This window comes from Marinobacterium lutimaris, assembly GCF_900108065.1.
GTDB classification, from domain to species: Bacteria; Pseudomonadota; Gammaproteobacteria; order Pseudomonadales; family Balneatricaceae; genus Marinobacterium_D; species Marinobacterium_D lutimaris.
In genome coordinates this window covers 669,033-692,278 of the sequence record NZ_FNVQ01000001.1, presented here as the reverse complement: position 1 = coordinate 692,278, position 23,246 = coordinate 669,033, and the positions used below count along the sequence as shown (strand labels likewise).

Genomic DNA, 23,246 nt, shown 5'->3' with positions numbered 1-23,246 from the left:
TCAACAACACAGAGCAGACCCATGGCCGAAGCACATATCACGCCCCCGCGCCTGACGTTGCGGAGAATCACCAAGATCTACCCCGGCTGCGTCGCCAACGATTCTATTGATCTCAATATAGAACCTGCAGAGATTCACGCCCTGCTCGGCGAGAACGGCGCCGGTAAAAGTACCTTGATGAAGGTGATCTACGGTCTGGTTAAACCGGACCAGGGTGAAGTGCTCTGGGACGGGATGCCGGTGGAGATCAAGGACCCAGCACAGGCGCGCAAGCTGGGGATCGGCATGGTGTTCCAGCACTTTTCCCTGTTCGAGACACTGACCGTTACCGAGAATATCGCTCTGGCTCTGGGCGACGATGCGGGTGACCTGCCTTCTCTTGCCAAGCGAATCCGTGAAGTCTCCGAAAAATACGGCATGGCGCTGAACCCGGATCGCGAGATTCACACCCTTTCCGTGGGCGAGCGCCAGCGCGTCGAGATCGTTCGCTGCCTGGTACAGCCGATCAAGCTGCTGATTCTCGACGAACCTACCTCGGTGCTCACCCCCCAGGAGGTGGAAACCCTGTTCGTAACGCTCAGAAAGCTAGCCGAGGAAGGTTGCTCCATCCTCTTTATCAGCCACAAGCTTGATGAAGTCCGCGCGCTCTGCCACAACGCCACCATTCTTCGTGCCGGAAAGGTATCGGGGGAATGCAAGCCCGCTGATGAAAGCTCACAGAGCATCGCCCGCATGATGGTGGGCGACGATACGCCGATCAGCACCGACTATCCGAAGGTGCTGCGTGAAGAGCCTTTCCTTCAAGTCAGCGGATTGAACCGAGTCAGTGACGACCCCTTTGGCACCGACCTGCACAACATCAGTTTCTCGGTAAACGCCGGTGAGATTCTTGGTATCGCCGGCGTGGCCGGTAACGGCCAGGAGGAGCTGCTTGGCGCCCTGAGTGGCGAAGACCAGGTGGAAAACCATGATGCGATCCACTTTCCCCATGGCGCGGTAGGTCATCTGTCGCCGCGGGAGCGCCGCGCTGCCGGCATGGCGTTTGTTCCAGAAGAGCGCCTCGGTCGCGGCGCGGTGCCCGATATGAGCCTTAAAGACAACGCCCTGCTGACCGGGTTTCTTACCGGCCTTGTGAATCGCGGCATGATCGCACACGGTAAAACCCGCGATTTCGCCAAACAGATTATCGAGCGCTACAAGGTCAAAACATCCGGTACCGAAGCCCACGCCGAAAGCCTCTCCGGCGGCAACCTGCAGAAGTTCATAATCGGCCGAGAGATCATGCAGAACCCGAAACTGCTGATCGCTGCACACCCAACCTGGGGCGTTGATATCGGCGCCGCGACGGCGATTCACAAAGCACTCATCGAACTGCGCGACAAGGGCGCCGCGATTCTGGTGGTGTCCGAAGATATCGATGAGCTGTTCCAGATATCCGACCGCATCGGCGCCATCTGCCACGGTCGCATCTCGCCCATCAAACCCACACCTGACACAACGATCAACGAAGTAGGCCGCTGGATGGCCGGTGATTTCGCCGAAGTCGAAATCAAAGCCTGATTAAGCCCGAGGATTAACGATGATTAAACTGGAACCCCGTGGCCAACACTCCAAGCTCATGGCCTGGTTGTCGCCGGTGTTTGCCGGCGTGCTGACGCTGATCAGTGGCGCCATTCTGTTCGCCCTGCTCGGCCAGGACCCGCTGGAAGCACTGCATACCCTGCTTATCATGCCGGTCTCAGACATTTATGGACTCGCTGAACTCTGCGTAAAAGCGGCGCCGATTCTTCTCTGCGCCATCGGCCTTTCAGTCGTGTTCAAAGCCAAGGTCTGGAACATCGGCGCCGAAGGTCAGTTGCTGATGGGAGGCCTGATCGGCAGCGCCTGTGCGTTGGCACTGATCGATGCGGAAGGCTTCTGGGTGCTACCCGCAGTGCTGCTCGCAGGCATGGTCGGCGGTGCGCTCTGGGCGGGACTCGCGGCCTGGCTGAAGACCTCGTTCAACGCCAACGAGATTCTCACCACCATCATGCTCAACTATATCGCCCTGAACCTGCTGATCTGGGCGGTTCACGGTCCGCTCAAAGACCCGGACGGTTTCAACTTCCCGGAATCCGCCATGTTCTCAGATTCGGCGCTGATACCCACCCTGATCGACGGCACCCGCATCCACTTCGGCATGCTGTTCGCGCTGCTGGCCGTGGTGGTTGTCTGGGTGCTGCTGAGCCGCTCCTTCCTCGGTTTTCAGATCAAGGTACTGGGGCTGGATGCCAGCGCCGCTCGCCTGGCTGGCTTCCGCGAGAAACGTCTGGTCTGGATCGCCCTGCTGATCAGTGGCGCGCTGGCTGGCCTTGCCGGTGTCGGCGAAGTCGCAGGTCCCTTGGGGCAGCTGGTGCCCTCTATTTCTCCTGGATACGGCTACGCGGCGATCATTGTCGCCTTCTTGGGCCGCCTCCATCCGGTGGGCATCCTGCTTGCCACGCTGCTGATGGCACTGATCTATATGGGCGGCGAGATGGCACAGATCAACCTGGGCCTGCCGGTTGCGCTGACCGGTCTGTTCCAGGGTATGTTGCTCTTCTACCTGCTCGCATGTGATGTGCTGATCAACTTCCGCATCCGCATTCCCGCCCTGTCCACCCCCGCCACCGACAAGCTGGCCGCCAACCAAGAGGCTGCAAACTGATGGATATCGATCTGATCTCAAACATTCTCTATGCGATGGTGCGCACCGGTACGCCGCTGTTGCTGATCGCGCTGGGTGAGCTGGTGTGTGAAAAAAGCGGCGTGCTCAACCTCGGTCAGGAAGGGATGGTACTCATGGGCGCTGTGGCCGGCTTTGTGGCCGCCCTGCTCACCGGCAGCCTGATGCTCGGTTTCCTGCTGGCAATCGCTGCGGGTATCGCCATGTCATTGCTGTTCGGTTTTATCGCCTTGGGGCTAAACGCCAACCAGGTGGCGACGGGCCTCGCACTGACGATTTTCGGTACGGGGCTGTCGGCGTTTATCGGCTCCGATTTTGTCGGCAAGCCGATCACCGGGCTCGAACCCTTTGCCCTGCCGTTGCTGAGCGAAATTCCGCTGCTTGGCAAGATGCTGTTCTCCCAGGATATGATCGTTTACCTCTCTTTCTTCCTCTTTGCAGCCGTTTACTGGTTCTTCCGTTCCTCACGCCCGGGATTGATCGTCAAGGCGGTGGGCGAGAACCCGCATGCAGCCAACGCCATCGGCCTGCCGGTGATACGTACCCGCTACCTGGCGGTCATGTTCGGCGGCGCCATGGCGGGTCTCGCCGGTGGTTACCTGTCTATCGCCTACACCCCGCTCTGGGCGGAGAACATGAGCGCGGGCCGCGGCTGGATCGCACTGGCACTGGTGGTGTTTGCCAGCTGGAAAGTTGAGCGCGTGCTGCTGGGTGCCTGGCTGTTTGGTCTGGCCAGCATTCTTCACCTGGTGTTCCAGGGGCTGGGCTTCTCGATCTCATCCAACCTGCTCGCAACGCTGCCCTACGTGGCGACTATTCTGGTACTGGTACTGCTGTCGCGTAACCAGGTGCGCGCTCGCCTGCTGGCCCCCATGTCACTGGGCAAACCCTTCCACGCAAGCAGCTAAGGACAATAATTAATGGCTGAAAGTACACGCCTCTGGATCGCCAACCCTCTGGCTATTTTCACCGGTAACGCAGAGGACGCCCGTGGCGGTCTTGTGATCCAGGGCAGGAAAATTCTGGAGCTGGTCGCCAAGGACCAGGAACCGGCCGGTGGCTGGGATGAACGCTACGACGCCTCCCGTCAGGTGCTGATTCCGGGGTTGATCAACACCCATCACCACTTCTATCAGACGCTGACCCGCGCCCTGCCGGCAGCCCTGAACAAGGAGCTGTTCCCCTGGCTGAAGACGCTCTACCCGGTCTGGGCCGGTCTTGAGCCGGATATGCTCAGCGCCGCGACCGAACTCGCTCTGACCGAGCTGCTGATGTCCGGCTGCACCACGGCAGCCGATCACCACTACCTGTTCCCGGCCGCGCTGGAAGAAGCAGTGGATATTCAGGTTGAGGCTGCTGCCAAGGTTGGCATGCGCGTCACGCTGACCCGCGGCTCCATGAGTCTCGGCGAAGATCAGGGCGGCCTGCCACCGCAGAGTGTGGTTCAGACTGAAGAAGCTATCCTCGCCGACAGCGAACGCCTGGTGCAGCGTTATCACGATGCCAGCGAAGGCTCCATGGTGCAGATCGCCCTGGCGCCCTGCTCACCGTTTTCGGTGACCACCGAACTGATGCGCGACACGGCAACGCTGGCCAAGCAATACAACGTACGCACCCACACCCATCTGGCAGAGACACTGGATGAAGAAGCGTTCTGTGAGCAGCAGTTTGGTCTGCGTACCGTAGACTATCTCGAAAGCGTCGGCTGGCTGAACGAGCGCAGCTGGCTCGCCCACGGCATCCACTTCAATGACGAAGAGATCGCACGCCTTGGCAGCGCTGGCGTGGGCATCGCACACTGCCCGAGCTCCAACATGATGCTCGCCTCCGGAATCTGCCAGGTACAGGCGCTGGAAGACGCGGGCTGTCCGGTCGGTATCGCCGTGGATGGCTCCGCCTCCAACGATTGCTCCAACATGATTCAGGAAGTGCGCCAGGCGATGTATCTGCAGCGGCTGCGCTACGGTTCTTCCAAGGTGCACCACCAGCATGCGCTGCGCTGGGGTACGCGCGGTTCCGCGGCGGTGCTGGGCCGTGATGATGTGGGTGAACTCGCCGTCGGCAAACAGGCTGATATCGCCCTGTTCGGGCTTGATGAGCTACGCTTCAGCGGTGCACACGATCCACTGGCGGCGTTGCTGCTATGCGGCGCACACCAAGCCGATGCAGTGATGGTCGGCGGTCGCTGGCGAGTGATGGATGGCCAGCCACTGAATATCGATATTCCTGCACTGATTGAAAAACATCAGGCGGCGGCACAGCGTCTTGCTGCGAAGGTCGGTTGATCCAGATACTGGAAAAACCTGACCAAGCGGTTAAACTTTGTCGCTATTTATTTTTTAGCGCTGTGTACAGCCCCTGCCTTACATGATGAGGAGAACAACACGATGTCCAATCCATACCATATGGATTTCCCCGTTTCCTGGGACGAGCTGCACCGCAACGCCCGTACACTCTCGTTGCGATTGCTCGATAAGGGACCGTGGAAAGGGATCATCGCCATCACTCGCGGTGGCCTGGTGCCTGCAGCCATTCTGGCGCGTGAGATGGATATCCGGTTGATCGACACGCTCTGTGTGGTGAGCTACGGCAAGAGCGATAAAAGCGGTACTCAGGCGCAGCAGGGTGAACTGAACGTATTGAAAGGGGTTGAGGGCGACGGCGAAGGCATGCTGCTGATCGACGACCTGGTCGATACCGGCAAAACGGCCAAGTACGTGCGCGAAATGCTGCCCAAGGCGCACTTCGCTACCCTGTACGCCAAACCGGCAGGCAAGCCGTTGGTCGATACCTTTATCACCGAAGTCAGCCAGGATACCTGGATCCGCTTCCCCTGGGATATGGCATACACCTTTGCCACACCGCTCGCAGACCGAGAGAATTAAAGTAGATAGTTAAACGTAGAGAGTTAAGAGTATTCAACCCTGTCCAAAACAGGGCACCGGGCTCAACAGTGAGCCCGGAGAGTGCGAAAAGCGCCTTGGGAATGGGCGCCAAGGCTTGTAATCACGGCCACCGGTCAAACCTGAACAAGTGGTCAGTTTTTTGCATAATCGAAAAGATAGAAAAACTGAGTCTTAGCAACTTACAAGATCGCAACTTACAAGATCGCACCTTTTCCTGGTGCTCGGCACTACACAAGGAGAACACTGCATGAAACGTCGTCAATTTAATAAGCTGCTCACCGGCGTTGCAGCCGGTATTGGTCTGAGCACGGCCCTGATGTCCGGCCAGGCGATGGCAGCGGACGACCCGCTGAAAGTCGGCTTTGTTTATGTTGGTCCGATCGGTGACCACGGCTGGTCTTACCAGCACGACCAGGGTCGTCTTGCACTGGAAGAGCACTTCGGCGACAAGGTGGAAACCACCTACGTTGAAAACGTGCCTGAGGGTGCCGATGCCGAGCGCGTAATCCGTAACCTGGCGCAGAGCGGCCACAAGCTGATCTTCACCACCTCATTCGGCTTCATGAACGCCACCGTCAAGGTTGCCAAGCGCTACCCCGACGTTAAGTTCGAGCACGCCACCGGCTACAAACTGGCCGACAACCTGGGCACCTACATCTCCAAGACCTACGAGGGTCGTTATGTAGCGGGCTACGTTGCCTCCCAGATGACCAAATCCAACAAGATCGGTTACATCGCCTCCTTCCCGATCCCGGAGGTTATCCGCGATATCAACTCCGTGCAGATGGCGCTCAACAAATACAACCCGGATGCTGAGCTGAAGATCATCTGGGTCAACAGCTGGTTCGATCCGGGTAAGGAAGCTGACGCAGCCAACGCCATGATGGATCAGGGTGTAGACGTCATCCTGCAGCATACCGACAGCCCGGCAGCGATGCAGGCCGCAGAGCGTCGCGGAAAATACGCCGTAGGCCAGGCTTCAGATATGTCCAGCTTTGGCCCGAACGCACACCTGCTGTCTGTCGTTGACGAGTGGGGCCCGCACTACATCGCCCAGGCTCAAAAAGTGATGGACGGTACCTGGGAAAGCCACGCCATGGTTGAAGGCATGACCGAAGGCGCCATCGTGATCCCGAGCTTCGCTGACTCCATCCCTGCTGATGTGAAAGCGGAAGCCGAGCGTCTGGTCGCCGGTATCCAGGACGGCAGCATCCATCCTTTCGCAGGCCCGGTAGTTAACCAGGCGGGCGAAGTGATGGTGCCGGAAGGTGAAGTATTGAGCTGGGAAGAGCTCGAGAAGATGAACTGGTACATCCAGGGCATCGACGCCGAGCTGCCGAAGTAACAGTCTCCAGGCTTGAGATCAGGGCCGGTGGTGCAAACCACCGGCCCTTTTCTTTTGCCGTTACGCCCCTATTGCCCTCGTGCTGCCGCTAAAAAAGGCGCGCAGCCATGAGGCTGCATGAATCAGATTCACCCGCATGGCCAGCGCATCAATATAAATACGCATGCTTCCTGCGGTTTTAAGTCCCCCTAAGTCTACACTTCTGTTCACCGCTCAAGCCTGAAAACGGCTGAAGTCTTACGGACAGGGAAATGACTCTAGAAGATATCGATGTGTTCTGGGTTCTGCTGTGTGCCTGCCTCGTGTGGATCATGCAGGCCGGCTTTCTATGCCTGGAATCGGGTATGACCCGTTCCAAAAACAACATCAACGTGGCGCTGAAAAACATCTGCGATAACGCCACATCGATCTTCCTGTTCTGGCTGATCGGATTTTCCATCGCCTTCGGCATGCCGTTCAGCAACCCTCTGGACGAGGGCAACTACTATCTGTTCCATTCGCAGGAAAACACCCTCAACGCCTTCTTCGTGTTTCAGGCGGTATTCTGCAGCACCTGCTGCACCATTGTGTCCGGCGCAGCCGCAGAAAGGCTCCGCTTTATCATGTATCCGATTCTGGTAGCGATCATTGCCGGGCTGATCTACCCGGTGGCGGTCAATCTAAGCTGGAGCGGCAGCCTGATCACTAACGGTGAGGGACTGTTACTGAAACTGGGCTTTCATGACTTTGCCGGTTCCACTGTCGTCCACTCCACCGGTGGCTGGGTGGCCCTGGCATTGGTGATCATCATCGGCCCCCGCCTTGGTCGCTTTGACGCCGATGGCAAGGCTCATACCATTCAAGGCAGTAACCTGACGCTGTCGGCGCTGGGCGTGCTGATTCTCTGGTTCGGCTGGATGGGCTTCAACGGCGGTAGCGCTTATAACTTCAGCTCCGATATCGGCATTATCCTCAGTAATACGCTGATCGCCGGCTCCGCCTCCCTGGTGTTCACACTGATCCTGATCCACCGTCGCGGCGAGTCTCCGGCCCCTGAGGACCTGTTCAACGGCGCCCTGGGCGGGCTTGTCGGCATCACCGCCTCTGCCGACTGTGTCACCTCACCAGCAGCCGTTGTTATAGGCGCAGGCTCGGCGGTAAGCGTGCTGTTTACCGCCAAACTGCTGCTCAAATACCGGCTGGACGATGCGGTAGGTGCGGTGCCGGTTCACCTCGGCGCCGGTATCTGGGGCACCCTCGCAGCCGGTATCTTCTGCGATCTTGGCGGCCTGGGGTCAGAACTAGGCAGGCTTGAACAGATAGGCGTGCAGCTGCTGGGCATTCTGGTCACCGCTGTCTGGGCGTTTGGTTCTGCTTACCTGATCTTCCGCCTGATCAACACCTACCACCCGTTTCGCGTCTCGCCTCAGGATGAGAGTGTCGGTCTTAATATCAGCGAGCACCGTGCCTCGTCTGAGCTATATGAACTGATCGCTTTTATGCAGTACCAGTCCGATACCGGTAACCTCAATCGCCCGGCGCCTACGGACCAATTTACCGAGCTTGGCATCGTCGGTATGGCCTATAACCATGTGCTCAATACGGTACGCTTGAAGGAGGAAAAGCTGAAAACCAGCAACTCCCAGCTGGAGATCGCTAACGAGAGCCTGCGTAACTACGACCAGCTGGTCGCCCACGACCTGCGCAACCCTCTCACGGTGATCAGCTCCTACGCGGCGATGCTGCAGGAGGATCCCGAAGCCCAGAGTAACCATCGCGAGTATGTCGAGAGGATTCGCCGCTCCTCAGATGACGCGCTGAAGATCATTCGCGAACTGCTCAACTTCTCCCGCGCTTCCCATGAGCTGGAAACACTGCAGCCGGTTGAACTCGAAGAGGTGCTGTACAACGTGCGCATCCATCTGACGCCACTGATTGAAGAAAGCCGCGCCCAGATCAGCAGCGACTGCCAGGTTAAAACGGTCTATTTCAATGAATTCGCCCTGCACCAGGTGCTGGTCAACCTGATCAGCAACGCTATCAAATACACACCGGCGGGCCAGCCTCCGTCGATCACCCTGCGTTCATTCTCCGCTAACGGACAGGACCTTGTTGAAGTGGAAGATCATGGCATAGGTATCGCGGCGGAGCAGTGCGAGCATCTGTTCAACAACCACCAGCGCCTGCATGCCAAATCCGGTAGTAGCGGCTATGGCATAGGCCTGTTCAGCGCAAAGAAGTTGCTCAGCAGTGCTGGAGCGACAATCAGCGTTCGCTCCACTCCAGGCGAAGGCACCTGCTTTACCCTCGCCTTCAAGCCTGCACCTACCTCACGACAATTTGACCCAGGAAACAACCATGAAAAACGTCCTGCTACTTGAGGATTATGTGGAATGGTCCGTTCTGATTGAGCACGCCATCAAGCTCGCCTTCGGTCCCGTTCAGATTCACCTGGCCACCAGCATCAAAGGAGCGGCCTCCCTACTCGACCGGCATCGTTTTGACCTGGCGATTCTTGACCTTAACCTGCCCGACGGCTGCGGCATCGAAACCCTGAATCGAATCACCAGGGAGCAACCCAGCACCCACTGCGTCGTGGCCACCGTCGCCGATGACGACGAAAGCCTGTTTAATTCATTGCGCGCCGGTGCCAGCGGCTATCTGCTCAAGTCAGAGCCGCCACAGATGCTGGCCGAACACCTTAAAGGAATGCTGTCCGGCCAGCCTCCGCTATCACCGGCCATGGCCAGCCGTATTATCGCCCACTTCAGTGAACCACCCCGGCCCAATGGGGCGCTTAACGAACTGCTTACGGTGAGAGAGCGGGAGGTTTTAAAACTGATCGCCAGGGGCGCATCACGCAAGCAGATCGCTCGGGAGTTGGATATATCGACCTACACGGCCAACGACCATGTAAAGTCGATCTACAAGAAGCTGAACATCAGATCCCGTGTAGAGGCAACACGCATCGCCCTTGATAGCGGTCTGGCCAGCTAAACCTCAAGCCTTTCCCCATTAGCACTGAGCCAGCCGCAACCGACCGCGACCAGCGCGGGTTATTCACCTGCTCATATCAGATAAACATAGCGCCCCCCTATATGGGGGATAGCGCGGTTTCGCCCGTCTTCTAGCCTTTAAATACACTCAGTCAGCGATTGGAGAACGGCTATGAACACGATGACATTTCACGGACACTGGCACGCAATCGAAGGCATAGCGCTGGCCAGCGCTCTGATTTTTTATATCGGAGTCAGCCTGGCACCCACCACGGAATACACCGATACAGCAGCGCTCAGCGAAAACGAAAATATCAGCCAGGAACAGACACGCCGAGGAATGCGCAGCTACAGCAATAGCATCCAGACCGAGGCCAGTGCCGTTCTCGCAGTGAGCAGCGAGGAGCTGGACCGGCGCCGCATGAGAGCCGACGCCAGCAGCATGGAGGTTGAGGACATAGCGGAAGTTAAAGGTCGCCCCGGCCGCCAGTATTGAAGCAGCGACTGACTGGCGAGGCGAGCAACGCCTCCGCCAGCCCTCTCAACTTAAACCAGAACTTAACCCACAAGTTAAGCCGGCCGACGATCAGCGCTCAAAGCTGTAGATCAGATCGCCGCCGCTGGCCTCAGAGCTGGTTGTCGACTCAAGCAGCCAGCGCGTCGCCAGTCGATACCGCACCAGGAAGGTGTTCACCGTATCGCCCAGACCCACGCCGTACTTGATATAGAGATCCGGCGTCAGGTACTTGCCGATATAGAAAGAGGTATCCTCTCCCGAATCACCGGAGCCGATCCCCACCTCATCCACGTGGAAGGTTTCCTGGATACGGCCGGCGATCTTCTGCCCACCGGCCAGCGCCAGCGCCATACGCATCAGCATCTGCTGCTCGCCGGAGGATGCCGACCCTGGCGCCCGCCCAAGCACAAGGTAGGAAAGAATATGGTTATCCGGCATCGAGGGGCTGGAGGTCAACGCCAGATCCGGCGTGCGCAGAGTGCCTGAGACCACCGCGCCCACGGTGACATCCTCGACCTCACGGTCAACTCGCAGATCAAGGCCAGGATTGGTCACCGGACCACCGGTGAACAGCACATCACCCCGGGTGATAGTCAGCTGCTGGCCGTACAGGGTGTACTCACCGCTCTGGACACCCAGCCTTCCCGTGCCGCGTGGCACACCCTGCCCCTGCTGCTGCACTCGCAGGGCGCCCCTGAGCAGACCGGTAAAACCAAAGGCATCGACACGCACGTTGTCACCAAGCTCAACACTCAGATCCAGATCCAACGCAGGTCCCAGCGCCTGTTCACCGTCGGCTCCCTCTTCGATCACCACCAGATCCGCAGAACGACTGGCCGCGTTCGGCGACGCCTTGGGCGGTCTGATCAACGCTTCGGGGACAATCAACTTACCGCCCACGGCGATACGCTCGGGGTCCACCGCCAGTGACATATCGGTAGAGATCCGCACCGCCATTTCACGGGTATCTACAGCCTGAAAATTCTCGCCTTTCAAGGTGGCATCGATACGGCTCTCAAGCGGCCAGAGCTCACCGGCAAGTACCAGGCTGCCCTCTCCGCTGGTCACAGTACCATCGAGCAGCAGCTTATCCGGCGTATCCGAGTCTCTCAGATTAACGCGCATATCGGTCAGATGCAGGCCAAACGCCGGGATCTCCATATCGCCTTCATCCAGCAGCAGTTGACCGCGCACCTGCGGCGCTGAGACCTTGCCGGCCAGGTCGAGATCGGCACGGGCCTGACCCTTATGGATCACCAGGTCGGCGCTGAGCACGTTAAGTGCATCCAGTTGAGGGAGATCAAGCCGGACCTGACCCTCAAGGCCAGGATCGGTGGTCGGGTTATCGATATCAATACTGGCGTTTAGCGAGCCTTTCAATTCAGGCAGGGGGGCATTAAAGCGCACCTGCGCCAGCTTCTGGTCGCCTTCCACAGTCAGCGCCGTGGTATCGAGTGTAAGCGCCAGATCCCGCTCGGCAGAGCTGACACCGGCCTCGGGCAGCTCAATCTTCAGCGCATAATCCATGCGCTGGCCCTGGCTCTCGAATCGACCCTCACCATCTACATAGCCTTTGATCTCGGCGCCCGGTGGCAGGTAGGGCTGAACCAGGGCAAGCGGCAGCTGATCCAGGCTGAACTGCCCCAGTATCGCGCTATCTTCAAGGCTGCCCTGGGCACAGAGACGCCCCTGCCCGGCCTGTGCCGCCAGACAAAGCTGATCAAGACGATAGCGATTTGGCGCCAGACTCAACGCAGCGGGTTGATTGAGACGCCAGGTACCGGCCGCACTCTGGGTCACGGCCAGTTTGCTTAACCGACCATCGAAGCCCCATTCGGTTTCTTCAAGCCTCAGGCTACCATCGAGCGCAGCACTGAGGCTGTCCTCCCCGGCCTTCACATCAAGCTCGGTATTCAACGCCTGGTCGGTTCCGCTTACTGCCAGATTGACACTGTCGATCACCTGACCGGCCAGGTTTAATGCGCTGGCCTGAAGCGCTATATCTGCAGCGCTGCGCCACTGCGGGTCGAAATTGACACGCCCGTCCACGGCGCCAACCTGGTAACTCTGCCAACGTAGCGCAGAACCGGAGAGGTTTGCTTCAATGGCAGGCATGGCGGGAGTACCACCCACCGTACCGCTGGCATTGAGCTGGCCGCCGGCATCCGGCAGCAACTTGTCCAGAGCCGGTAGACTCAGATCGAAATTCAGCGCGATCGCCTCGCCAACCTCGCCACTGGCGGAGACCTTGGCGTCACTCCAGCCTAGATCGAGCCCCTGTAACTGCCAAACGCCGCCACTCAGACTGACCTCGCCCTGGCCCGACAGGGGCTGCTGTCGCAGGGTACCGCCCAGTCTTTCGATACGGGCGCTGAGCGCAGGTTCGGCGTCGATCTGCCCCTCGGTATGGATCAGCGCGGAAATTTTGCCCGGCCACTCGGCGACAAAGTAGCCGGGGTCCAGCTGATCCGCCTCGATATTTACGTTCCACACCGGCATCGGCTGCCAGGCTGCCGAACCACTGATCTCGGCGCGGCCTTCCGGCGCCTGGGCAATCAGATCCAAGCTGTCGATGGCCTGCAGGTTGCCGCGGGCCTCCCCCGTCAGGCTGATCGCTTCGAGTGGCGGCGCCTGCACACCGATATCCAGCTCAGCGAGATAACCGTTCAGCGTACCACTGAGCAGCAATGACCCCTTGGGTGAGGCGAACTGAGGCTCAGCGCCAACCATTGGATATGCAAGATCGCTCCAGTTGAAGTCCAGTGCCAGCTCGCCCTCCGGCGTCAATGGCGCGATATGTCCGGTCAGCTCGACCCGGGCGGGGCCCTCAGTTTGAACCAGATTCAGCTGCTTGATCTCGGCTCGCTCGGTATCGGCACTGGCTTGCAGCGAAAGCTGCATCGGCCCGGTCTGCGCCTGACTGAAGCCGCCATTCAGTGAGAGCTCAGCCCCGCTAAAGCTGCCGCTGGCTTCCAGCCTGGCACTAATGTCGCTGAGCTCGGCTGCGGCCGCTTCCGGAGCCAGTGCAACCAGATCGATAGTTTCAAGCCCCAACTGAGCCTGCCAGTGCGGCTCACGGCCGGTGACGCCTTCAAGTTCGGCATCCAGCCTGGCGCGTAGCGGACCGCTGACATCCTGTGTTAGCGCTATTGCATCCAGTGGTCCCTGTAACCTGCCCTTGAGCGCAATCTCCGGGCGCTCCGGCAGACGCAGCAGCAGGTCGGAGGTGAGGTCAAGCGGGTAGTCCCCCTTGAGCGACATCTGGCCTGTTAGCGAGGCAGTCCCCATCGGCGCGTCAAGAGAGAACTGATCAAGCACAAGGTCGCTCTGCGCCATATGAGTCTTGATCTTAAGGCTGTTCACCAGCGCGTCAGGCTGACCATCGATACGCAGACCGTTTAGCGACACCTCCTGAATATCGATACCCAGCGGCAGCGCGATGCTGTCCGGCAGACTGAACCCGGTGTAAGGTCCCTGGCTTTCAGGCTCGGCGCTCGCTGGCTCACCCGGTAGGATCAATAGCCCACCCAGCGCCAGGCGTTGCACCGAGAGCTGTGCAGAGAAAAGCTTACCCGGCGACCACTCCAGCTGCAGGCGATCCAGTTCAACACCGCTGCCCTGTGGCGGGCGGAAACTGACGCCTTCCAGATCCAAAGGCCCAGTCAACGCCCCCTTGATGCTGTCTACCTGCAACGCAGGCACCCAGCGCTGCGCCAGGTCGAACACCCAGCGTGTCCCGGTTTCGCTGCTGACCAGAAAGATCATCACCGCAAGCAGCAGAATAATCAGTACGAGCAGGGCTAACAGCAGGCGGCGTATCCACCGCAGGGAACGCCTCATAGGTCTGGCCCCAGCGAGAAGTGGATGCGGAAGCCGTCATCATCCAGAGGTTTCGCCAAATCCACCCGTATCGGCCCGATCGGCGACTGCCAACGGGCACCGACACCGGCGGAGTGCTTCAGCGCAGTAGTGAGCGAATCAACCGCATTACCGGCATCGTAGAACACCGCCGCCCGCCAGTTACCGGCGACGCGATAATCGAACTCCGCACTGTATGTCATCAGATATCGGCCACCACGTACGTTGCCTTCATCATCCTCAGGCCCCAATTCCTTGTAGGTGTAACCACGCACGCTGTTATCACCACCGGCAAAAAACCGCCTTGATGATGGCATGTGTTCAAAATCTTCCACCGCCGTTGCACCCAACTGGGTACGGCCAAGAAAGCGCCAGTCATCACCCAGGGATTTAACGACCTTGGCATCCACCTCGACCTGGGCAAAGGTCAGGTCAGATACGATATTCTCTTCAGCACCGCTGAGCTTGATCCCCAGCCGGTAGCCGTTGCGGGTATTAAGGCGGTCATCCGCCTTGCTGATCTCCCAATCCAACTCCGGCACCAGCAGCAGTGTACTCTGCTCATCATCACCAAAGCTGAATTTCTCCTGCTCCAGGATCAAGCCGTAGTTCCAGCTCTGGTTGCCGCGCAACCGTTTGTCCAGCGCTGCCAAAGACCACTTTTCGGTATCGGTGGTATCCGTGGTTTCCTGCTCGTAAAGCGCCTGTATCGCGTAACTGTCGTTCAGAGGATTAACGCCGGGAATACCGTACTCGCTGCTCAGAGTGTTGGTGACCTCAGAAAGCTCAAGCTTGGTATCCATGCTGTGCCCACGGTCGTTTACCCAGCGCCGATCCTGCCTGACACTCACCCTGGCACCGGTATCGGTACCGTAACCGGCACCAAAACGATAAGCAGTACGTTTATTGGGGTTCATGGTCACCTGCACCGGCACCCGGTGCTGCTCATCGGCCTGGGACCAATCCGGCTGAACATCGACCAGCTCAAAGTAATCGCTGTCGATCAGCCCTCGCTGCATCAGGATCAACTCATCGTTACGCACCGGATCGCCAGCCTGGACCGTCTGATAACGTCGCAGCAAAGACTCACGTACAGGTGCCTCGCCAAAATTGATCTCGCTGATGGTGTAAGAGGGCCCCGTATCGAAGGTCAGCGCTATCCGCGCCCGATTATCCTCGGGGTAGACCTCGATCTTTGACTCGGTAAACCGAGCATCGTGGTAACCCTCCGATGCCGCCAGTTCCAGCAGATCGGCTTTAAGGGCGTCATAGGCCTGCTGGTCCAGCTTTTCGCCGCTGGCCAGCACCGGAGATTTAAGCCAGGCATCGAACAGGCCGCTGTCGGCGCCTTCGCCCAGCAGTTCCAGCTTCTGATCCTCGATCAGCACGGCGGGGCCAGGATTGACCTCATAGGTCGCCAGCCAACCGCTTTCGGTGCGCTCGAGCCTGCTGTCGATCTGCGGATTGAAATAACTGTAAGCCTGGAGTGCATTGCGCAACTGATCTTCCGCATTGCGGTGCAGATAACGGACTCGCGCATCGGAGGGCTCTGCGTCGGCAGGCAAAGAGGCAATCGAAAGAGTACTGCGCAGTCCCTCCTGCATGGCGCCATCCACGCCCTCGACCTGCACAGTCACTTCTGCCACGGCGGTAACCGGCAGGCTGAGAGAGATAACAAGGCAGCAACAGCGCAGCAGGCGACCTGGGTGTGAAGCCAAATAGATCAACTTGGTTTTCCGAAGATTATAGATACCGATTCACCACTTCCATGCGCGACAAAGGACGTTTTACGTCGCCTTCGTCCCGACCGGCAAAAGCCCGCGATCCCTCTAGCTACGGGGCCTGGAGCGATGCGCACAGTGTAGCGTCTCGCGCCGTAGAAAACACGGGCAAAAATATTTGAGAAATTACTTGCTAATGATAATGGTTCGCATTATGATTACTAACGCTTTGACAGGCTTTCATCGGGTTCACGTCAGACCCACACAGCTGACTGACCCGGTTCACGGTTTACGCCCGTCCCCGGCTACCGGACGGGCGCTTTTTTTTCTTCCTTTATACTGACAACGTTTCGCTCGATCTGATCCATTCATTGAACACCGCCGCTTTCAAAGGCCGCGAGAAGTAATATCCCTGACCCAGTTCACAGCCCTGCTGACGGATACAGCGCATCTGCCCTTCGGTCTCTACACCTTCGGTAATCACACGCAGCTTCAACGCCTCGCTCATACTGACGATCGCCCTGACCAGCGCTCTATGCGTTTCATTAGCTTCGATATCCATTACGAAGGCGCGATCGATTTTGAGCACATCCAGCGGAAATTTTTGCAGATAACTGAGGGAGGAGAAGCCGGTGCCGAAGTCGTCGATCGACAGCAGGCAGCCCTGAGCCTTCAATCGGTTCATCACATCCAGCACCTGGTCACTGTTATTCATCAACATCGACTCGGTAATCTCCAGCACCAGATGCCCGGACGGCACCGAGTATTTTTCGCAGATCTCGGCGACACGTCCGGCAAAACGCGAACTCTGCAGCTGTTTGCTCGATACGTTCAGCGACAGGGTAATATCGCAGCCCAGTTCGCGGTGCCACTGGGCCAACTGACGCGCGCCCTCTTCCAGCACCCATTCACCCAGCGGCACAATCAGCCCGGTCTCTTCCGCCACATCGATAAAGTCACCGGGTGCAAGCAGCCCTTTCTCCGGGTGGTTCATGCGCACCAGACCCTCGGCGCCGACAATACGCTGGGTACCCAGGTCACATACCGGTTGATAGTGGAGTTCGAAATATTCCCCTTCCAGCGCCTCGCGCAACAGGGATTCGGTATTAACCCGGTGCAGAGTGCGCTGCTCATCTTCCGGTGCAAACACGCAGGCGCGCCCCCGGCCTTCCGCCTTGGCGCGATACATCGCAAGATCAGCGCTTTTGAGCAACTGATCCGGCGTCGCTTCCTCGCCCTGGTAGACGGCAATCCCCACCGAGGCGGAAATATGCATGGTGCACTGATCGATCTGGAAAGAGGTTTCCAGCTGATCAATCAGGCTGGAGGAGAGACTCATCAGGGCGTCTTCGTCGGTAATGCCGTGGATCAGCACGGCGAACTCATCGCCACCAAGTCGGGCCACGTAATCACCCGCAGGCAGCACATTCTGGATGCGCGAGCCCGCAGCCCTCAGCAGCTTATCGCCGGTATGGTGGCCATAGGTGTCGTTGATATATTTGAAGCGATCCAGATCGACAAACAGCAGTGAAAGCCCCTGCTGACCGTCGGCATCTGCCGCAGCGGCGCTTTCAAGCTGCTCACCGAGCAGCATCTTGAACAGGTGCCGGTTGGGAAGCCCCGTCAGGCTATCAAAGTTCGCCTGGCGCTCGATGGTATTAAGCGCGTCGTTAAGGCTTGTGATATCTGTCATCACCGCCAAAACACCCGGCCCTTCAGGGTTTGGCGTGGCGTCGACGCGCATGGCGTGTTCATCACCGGTGGCGTTGCGCAGTTTTAGATAAAACTCGGCATGGTGCCTGTGAGCGAGACGCTCAAAGGCGGTATCCAGAGAGCGCACATCATCCGGATCGATCAACAGGGAACCGATATGCCGGCCCAGAACCTGATCGACCGGGTAGCCGAGGTGATGGAGTAGATGCTCGCTGACATTCTCGAAAATGCCCCGCTCCGACAGGCTGAACAGCAGCGCCGGCGTCCGGTTGTAGAGGTGACGGAAACGCGCCTCGCTACGTTTTAACGAGCGGTGCTTGTCTTCAACTTCAATCAGGAGCTCATTGTAGGCGCCGATGATCGTACCAAATTCATCGTTGGGCAGGCGGTCGCCAACACGCACCAGCTCGCCGCTGTTGCGGGAGCGCTCGATAGCGAAGAGCAGTTGCCGTAATGGCCGGTTGATATAGCGAACCTGGAAAACGAGGATCGCCAGCGCGGACAGTGAAACGATCAGCACCAGGGTAACAATGGCATCATCGAGAATCGATTTGTTGGCATCCACCAGGCTCTGGCCGCTGGCTTCCATGATCAGCCAGCCTGATTCTTTCTCGCTGCCGGAGATATCCGGCACCGGAACCACGATCCGCCCCTCTACCTGAATGTTGCCGTAATCCTCTGTTTCCAGATTAACAACGGGATGCACCTCGGCATCGAGCAACTCGACCCGCAGCACGTCGGGTTCAGCCAGGAGAAGATTAAGGATGTGAACGACCTGTTCGCGATCCGCCTGGGCGACGTTGACGGCCAACGCACTGGCAAACTGATCGAGGCGGTCAAACCGGGCGTCGAGCTGATAGCGGAAGGTTTCGCGGGCAATCTCGGATTTATAGAAGCCGCCACCACCGAGCACCAGCAGTGAGCAGACAAGCAGCAGCAGTGCAAGCTTCAGATGGACCGGAAACCTGGAGCGGAGTCTGGACTTTTTCGCCATATCCGTCAGTGCCTCCTCGTTATACTCGGAGCACCCTGCCCAAAGGCGCGGAATCAGGTACGTCGCTGCAAACCAATAACGCAGCTGGACATGAGCTGAGGGTAAAAGAGTAAAACGACTGCTGCATAACTAAGGATCCCGGATATTATTTTTCTACTGCAAAGACTTCCATGACTTGTTCAGTGTAGCGCGTTGAATCGGCCTCAAACCGGGCCGACTCAACGATGATGCTGGCCGCGTCCTAAAAATACAACAGTACTTTATGATATACGCAGCCTAATACGCTTAGATCAGTCCAACATACCCTGCTTGACGACAAAGCCGATGATCTCTTCGAGTCCCTTACCCTCTTTCAGGTTGGTAAACACGAAGGGACGCTCTCCACGCATCCGCTTGGTATCGGATTCCATGACGGAGAGATCTGCACCCACGTAGGGCGCCAGGTCGATCTTGTTGATGACCAGCAGGTCGGACTTGGTAATACCCGGGCCCCCCTTGCGCGGAATCTTCTCGCCTTCCGCTACATCGATAACGTAGATACACAGGTCCGCCAGCTCAGGGCTGAAGGTAGCGCTCAGGTTATCGCCGCCGCTCTCGACAAACACCACGTCGAGATCGCCGTGCAGACGCGCCAGGTCTTCCACTGCCGCCAGGTTCATCGACGCATCTTCACGGATGGCGGTGTGCGGGCAACCACCGGTTTCGACACCGACGATACGGTCCGCCGGCAGCGCTTCGGCGCGGGTCAGAATCTTGGCATCTTCCTGGGTGTAGATATCATTGGTAACAACCGCGATGCTGTAGTCATCGCGCATCGCTTTACACACCACTTCCAGCAGCGCTGTTTTACCGGACCCGACCGGGCCGCCGATTCCGACACGCAGGGGCGCCTTGTAGTCACTCATTCTCATGTTTCCTTATAGTGCGAGGTCCAGACGAGGATCAGATTGATCCGCCATCAGGACCGGAAAAGTCTTGAATACTGGGTTTCGTGCTTGGAGCTGGCGATCGCCAGTGCCGGTGTAGAGCTGCCCACTTGCCAATCGGCGATATTGGGGGCCTGCTCCAGCAGCGCCGGCAAGCGCGCCGATACATCCAGCAGCATTTTCTGACCCGCAGTCTGGCCCAGGGGTACCAGCTTGACGCCCGCCATTACGGCGTTTTCAAGCCAGCTCCAGAGATAGCCACGCCCCAGGCTGATGCTGTCGATATCCCAGGCTTTGGCCGCCAGCACCATGCCGGCGATCTGGGTTTTGCCCATTTTGTCGCGCAGCGAGTCGGGCACAGGAACATCCAATTCCGGCAGCAGGCGCAGCAGCGCCTGGGCGCGCTGACGCTCTTCTGCCCGCAGCTCCGAGGTTTCGCGGCTGGCGTGCAGATAGTCGCACCACTGACCGAAGCTCTGCTCGTCACCCTCTTCCAGGGCGCGGCAAAGCCGCAACAATACCGGCAGTTCCAGCGTAGCGACGCTATGCTCCAGCGCCGATACCAGCCACTCTTCGAGGCTGGCCGCATCGGTCACCCAACCGCATTCGATGGCCCACTCCAATCCCTGGGAGTAGGTAAAGGCACCCACCGGCAACGCCGGACTAATCAATTGATAGAGACGTAGATCCGCTAGCATCGAATCAGTCCCGTGCGCGGCTGGACGCCTGGCGAGACAGCGCACGCTTTCGGCCAAGGCCATGTACCGCCCAGCTGGCACAGCCGATCAGTGCGGCGCCCAGGCAGACAATGGCCAGGTGGTCCGGCTCGCTGATGACGTGAACGAAGCCACTGGTCAGACCGCCGCCATGCGCACCTTCGTGAGCGATAGCCATACCCGGAGCCAGCAACGAAACAGCCGCCAGAGATCGCTTAAACATCTGCATAGAATTGCCTCTCTTCGAAAGGGTCAGCTCAATGGCTGTGGGATCCGTGCTCATGGTCGTGATGATGGTGATGGCCATGACCTTCGCTGGCGTAAGCACCGGCTTCCGGCTCGAACGGCGCCTGCTCGGCGACCACTTCGGCACCGAGTCCGCACACCATGTCGTCGAGCACATGGTCGTGCTGATAACGCACCATGCCCTGCTCGATCTGCAGCGGCACATGGCGGTTGCCCAGGTGGTAAGCGCAGCGGGCCAGCAGCAGCGGATCGCCGGAACGCACCGTGGAGACACTCTCGTCTGCGGCAACGATCTCAACCACTTCACCGCATTCGCTCTGCAGCAGATCACCACCGCGCAGGATCAGGCCACGCTGCAGGAACAGACCCGCCTCACGACCGTCTTCCAGTTCCACACGCAGACGGCTGCGGATTCTGGAATCGATCGGCAGACACAGGCGCGCGGTCGGCTCTTGCTTGGCATCCAGTTTAGAAACTAGTCGCAACATACTGTAATAAAACCTATCTATTCGAACTCTTTAATCTTACGAAGCGCCGTCCCTGGCCCCTTCAACACCTCGACTCACCCCTGGCTACACCAGCCGGTTTAGAAGAGGTAGTAACGCTGCGCCATCGGCAGTTCGGTGGCCGGCTCGCACACCAGAAGCTGGCCATCGGCACGCACTTCATAGGTCTGGGAATCCACCTCGATCTTCGGCTGATAGCTGTTCAGGATCATCTTGTCCTTGGTGATCGTACGGCAGTCCCGCACCTCGCCAATCAGGCTCTCAAGACCCAGCTGGCTTGGAATACCGGCCGACATCGCCGCCTGGGACAGGAACAGCATCGAGGTGCTCTGCACCGCGCGGCCAAAGCTGCCAAACATCGGACGGTAATGCACCGGCTGAGGAGTCGGGATAGACGCGTTGGGATCGCCCATCGGCGCCACCGCGATCATGCCGCCCTTGATCACCATGCTCGGTTTGGTGCCAAAGAAGGCCGGTTTCCAAAGCACCAGGTCCGCCAGCTTACCCACCTCGATGGAACCTACCTCGTGGGCGACACCGTGGGTCAGCGCAGGGTTGATGGTGTACTTGGCGATATAGCGCTTGATACGGTTGTTATCGTTGCGTTCGGTATCACCGCTGAGCGCACCACGCTGCACCTTCATCTTGTGCGCGGTCTGCCAGGTACGGGTGATCACCTCACCGACCCGGCCCATGGCCTGGGAGTCGGAAGAGATCATCGAGAACGCGCCCAGGTCATGCAGGATATCCTCGGCGGCGATGGTTTCGCGGCGAATACGGGATTCGGCGAAGGCCACATCCTCGGCGATGGAGGGATCCAGGTGGTGGCAGACCATCAGCATATCGAGATGCTCATCGATGGTATTCACCGTGTAGGGACGAGTCGGGTTGGTAGACGACGGCAGAATGTTGGCTTCGCCCGCCGCCTTGATGATATCCGGCGCGTGGCCACCACCGGCACCTTCGGTGTGGTAGGTGTGAATCACGCGACCGTCGATCGCCTTCAGGGTGGCTTCCACGAAGCCCGCCTCGTTCAGGGTGTCGGTGTGGATCGCCACCTGCACATCCATCTCGTCGGCCACGCTCAGACAGCAGTCGATGGCGGCCGGCGTGGTGCCCCAGTCTTCGTGCAGTTTCAGGCCGATGGCGCCGGCTTCGATCTGCTCACGCAGACCTTCCGGCTGGCTGGCGTTGCCCTTGCCGAGGAAGCCCAGGTTCATCGGCAGCGAATCCGCCGCTTCCAGCATGCGGTGGATGTTCCACGGGCCCGGTGTACAGGTGGTGGCGTTGGTGCCGGTCGCCGGTCCGGTACCGCCACCGATCATGGTGGTAACACCCGAGCAGAGCGCTTCGTCGATCTGCTGCGGGCAGATAAAGTGGATATGGGAATCGATGCCGCCGGCGGTGAGGATCTGACCTTCGCCCGCGATCACTTCGGTACCCGGACCAATGGCGATATCGACATCCGGCTGGATATCCGGATTACCGGCCTTGCCGATGGCGGCGATACGGCCACTCTTGATACCGACGTCGGCCTTAACAATGCCCCAGTAGTCGACGATCAGTGCATTGGTGATCACCAGGTCCATGGTACGGCTACTCGGGCGCTGGCCCTGTCCCATACCATCACGGATCACCTTGCCGCCGCCGAACTTAACCTCTTCACCGTAGGTCGTGTAATCGCGTTCCACTTCGAGCAGCAGCTCGGTGTCCGCCAGACGTACACGGTCACCGGTGGTCGGGCCGAACATCTCCGCGTAGGCGCGTCTAGAAATCTTTGCCATTTTCAAACTCCTCCTTCGCGCGGGCTCAGAGCGAACCCATTACCCGTCCCTGAAAACCGTAAACCTCGCGGGAGCCGGCATACGCCACCAGCTCGACCGTACGGCTCTGACCGGGCTCGAAACGCACCGCAGTACCCGCGGCGATATTGAGACGAAAACCACGTGCTTTCTCGCGATCAAACTGCAACGCGTCGTTGACCTCATAAAAGTGGTAGTGAGAGCCCACCTGAACCGGACGGTCACCGGTGTTGGCCACTTCCACCTCAACGGTCTCACGACCGACGTTCAGTTCGATATCGCCGGGTTCGGCAATGATTTCACCGGGTTTCATGCTC

Annotated in this window: 18 protein-coding genes; 9 read left to right on the top strand and 9 right to left on the bottom strand. The window is 58.8% G+C overall.

All coding sequences use genetic code 11. The annotated features are described in order from the left end of the window. The first annotated feature begins 21 nt into the window (after positions 1 to 21). From C4S72_RS03200 to C4S72_RS03160, 9 genes are all read left to right on the top strand, one after another. The gene (locus tag C4S72_RS03200; protein ID WP_104001611.1) at positions 22 to 1,560 is read left to right on the top strand and encodes an ABC transporter ATP-binding protein; all 1,539 of its coding nucleotides are present in this window, start codon (positions 22 to 24) and stop codon (positions 1,558 to 1,560) included. A 19-nt stretch (positions 1,561 to 1,579) separates the two neighbouring features. Then, entirely contained in the window at positions 1,580 to 2,686 is a 1,107-nt protein-coding gene (locus tag C4S72_RS03195) for an ABC transporter permease (RefSeq protein ID WP_200826655.1), read from the top strand. After that, positions 2,686 to 3,612 (top strand): ABC transporter permease, encoded by a 927-nt coding sequence (locus C4S72_RS03190; protein WP_104001610.1) that lies wholly within the window; start codon positions 2,686 to 2,688, stop codon positions 3,610 to 3,612. Before C4S72_RS03195 ends, C4S72_RS03190 begins: the two co-directional genes overlap by 1 nt. Positions 3,613 to 3,624: 12 nt before the next feature. Beyond that, positions 3,625 to 4,989, top strand: coding sequence for an 8-oxoguanine deaminase (locus C4S72_RS03185; RefSeq protein ID WP_104001609.1), 1,365 nt, complete (start codon positions 3,625 to 3,627; stop codon positions 4,987 to 4,989). Positions 4,990 to 5,091: 102 nt separating this feature from the next. After that, entirely contained in the window at positions 5,092 to 5,589 is a 498-nt protein-coding gene (gene gpt / locus C4S72_RS03180; RefSeq protein WP_104001608.1) for a xanthine phosphoribosyltransferase, read from the top strand. Between the two features lie 268 nt (positions 5,590 to 5,857). Then, positions 5,858 to 6,955 (top strand): BMP family ABC transporter substrate-binding protein, encoded by a 1,098-nt coding sequence (locus C4S72_RS03175; protein WP_104001607.1) that lies wholly within the window; start codon positions 5,858 to 5,860, stop codon positions 6,953 to 6,955. A 251-nt stretch (positions 6,956 to 7,206) separates the two neighbouring features. After that, entirely contained in the window at positions 7,207 to 9,315 is a 2,109-nt protein-coding gene (gene amt, locus C4S72_RS03170) for an ammonium transporter (RefSeq protein ID WP_104001606.1), read from the top strand. Then, positions 9,293 to 9,931, top strand: coding sequence for a response regulator transcription factor (locus tag C4S72_RS03165; protein WP_104001605.1), 639 nt, complete (start codon positions 9,293 to 9,295; stop codon positions 9,929 to 9,931). The genes amt and C4S72_RS03165 overlap by 23 nt, the downstream gene beginning before the upstream one ends. A gap of 171 nt (positions 9,932 to 10,102) precedes the next feature. Further along, positions 10,103 to 10,426 (top strand): hypothetical protein, encoded by a 324-nt coding sequence (locus tag C4S72_RS03160; protein ID WP_104001604.1) that lies wholly within the window; start codon positions 10,103 to 10,105, stop codon positions 10,424 to 10,426. Between the two features lie 90 nt (positions 10,427 to 10,516). Here the strand turns inward: C4S72_RS03160 and C4S72_RS03155 are convergent, their stop codons facing one another. From C4S72_RS03155 to C4S72_RS03115, 9 genes are all read right to left on the bottom strand, one after another. After that, positions 10,517 to 14,287: a translocation/assembly module TamB domain-containing protein gene (locus tag C4S72_RS03155; protein ID WP_104001603.1), complete on the bottom strand. Its 3,771-nt coding sequence runs from the start codon at positions 14,285 to 14,287 to the stop codon at positions 10,517 to 10,519. Beyond that, the gene (locus C4S72_RS03150) at positions 14,284 to 15,951 is read right to left on the bottom strand and encodes an autotransporter assembly complex protein TamA (RefSeq protein WP_146071852.1); all 1,668 of its coding nucleotides are present in this window, start codon (positions 15,949 to 15,951) and stop codon (positions 14,284 to 14,286) included. The genes C4S72_RS03155 and C4S72_RS03150 overlap by 4 nt, the downstream gene beginning before the upstream one ends. A 409-nt stretch (positions 15,952 to 16,360) precedes the next feature. Then, positions 16,361 to 18,733: a putative bifunctional diguanylate cyclase/phosphodiesterase gene (locus tag C4S72_RS03145; protein WP_104001601.1), complete on the bottom strand. Its 2,373-nt coding sequence runs from the start codon at positions 18,731 to 18,733 to the stop codon at positions 16,361 to 16,363. 290 nt (positions 18,734 to 19,023) lie between these two features. Then, on the bottom strand, positions 19,024 to 19,638 hold the full coding sequence (gene ureG, locus C4S72_RS03140) for an urease accessory protein UreG (protein ID WP_104001600.1): 615 nt from the start codon (positions 19,636 to 19,638) through the stop codon (positions 19,024 to 19,026). A gap of 53 nt (positions 19,639 to 19,691) precedes the next feature. Continuing rightward, a complete protein-coding gene (locus C4S72_RS03135; RefSeq protein WP_104001599.1) occupies positions 19,692 to 20,357 on the bottom strand; it encodes an urease accessory protein UreF in 666 nt (221 codons plus the stop codon). 4 nt (positions 20,358 to 20,361) lie between these two features. Then, positions 20,362 to 20,604, bottom strand: a complete 243-nt coding sequence (locus C4S72_RS03130; protein ID WP_104001598.1) for a HupE/UreJ family protein — start codon at positions 20,602 to 20,604, stop codon at positions 20,362 to 20,364. Positions 20,605 to 20,632: 28 nt separating this feature from the next. Then, a complete protein-coding gene (gene ureE, locus C4S72_RS03125; RefSeq protein WP_104001597.1) occupies positions 20,633 to 21,109 on the bottom strand; it encodes an urease accessory protein UreE in 477 nt (158 codons plus the stop codon). 98 nt (positions 21,110 to 21,207) lie between these two features. Beyond that, positions 21,208 to 22,911 (bottom strand): urease subunit alpha, encoded by a 1,704-nt coding sequence (gene ureC, locus C4S72_RS03120; protein WP_104001596.1) that lies wholly within the window; start codon positions 22,909 to 22,911, stop codon positions 21,208 to 21,210. A gap of 25 nt (positions 22,912 to 22,936) precedes the next feature. Continuing rightward, on the bottom strand, positions 22,937 to 23,242 hold the full coding sequence (locus tag C4S72_RS03115; RefSeq protein WP_104001595.1) for an urease subunit beta: 306 nt from the start codon (positions 23,240 to 23,242) through the stop codon (positions 22,937 to 22,939). Positions 23,243 to 23,246 lie beyond the last annotated feature (4 nt).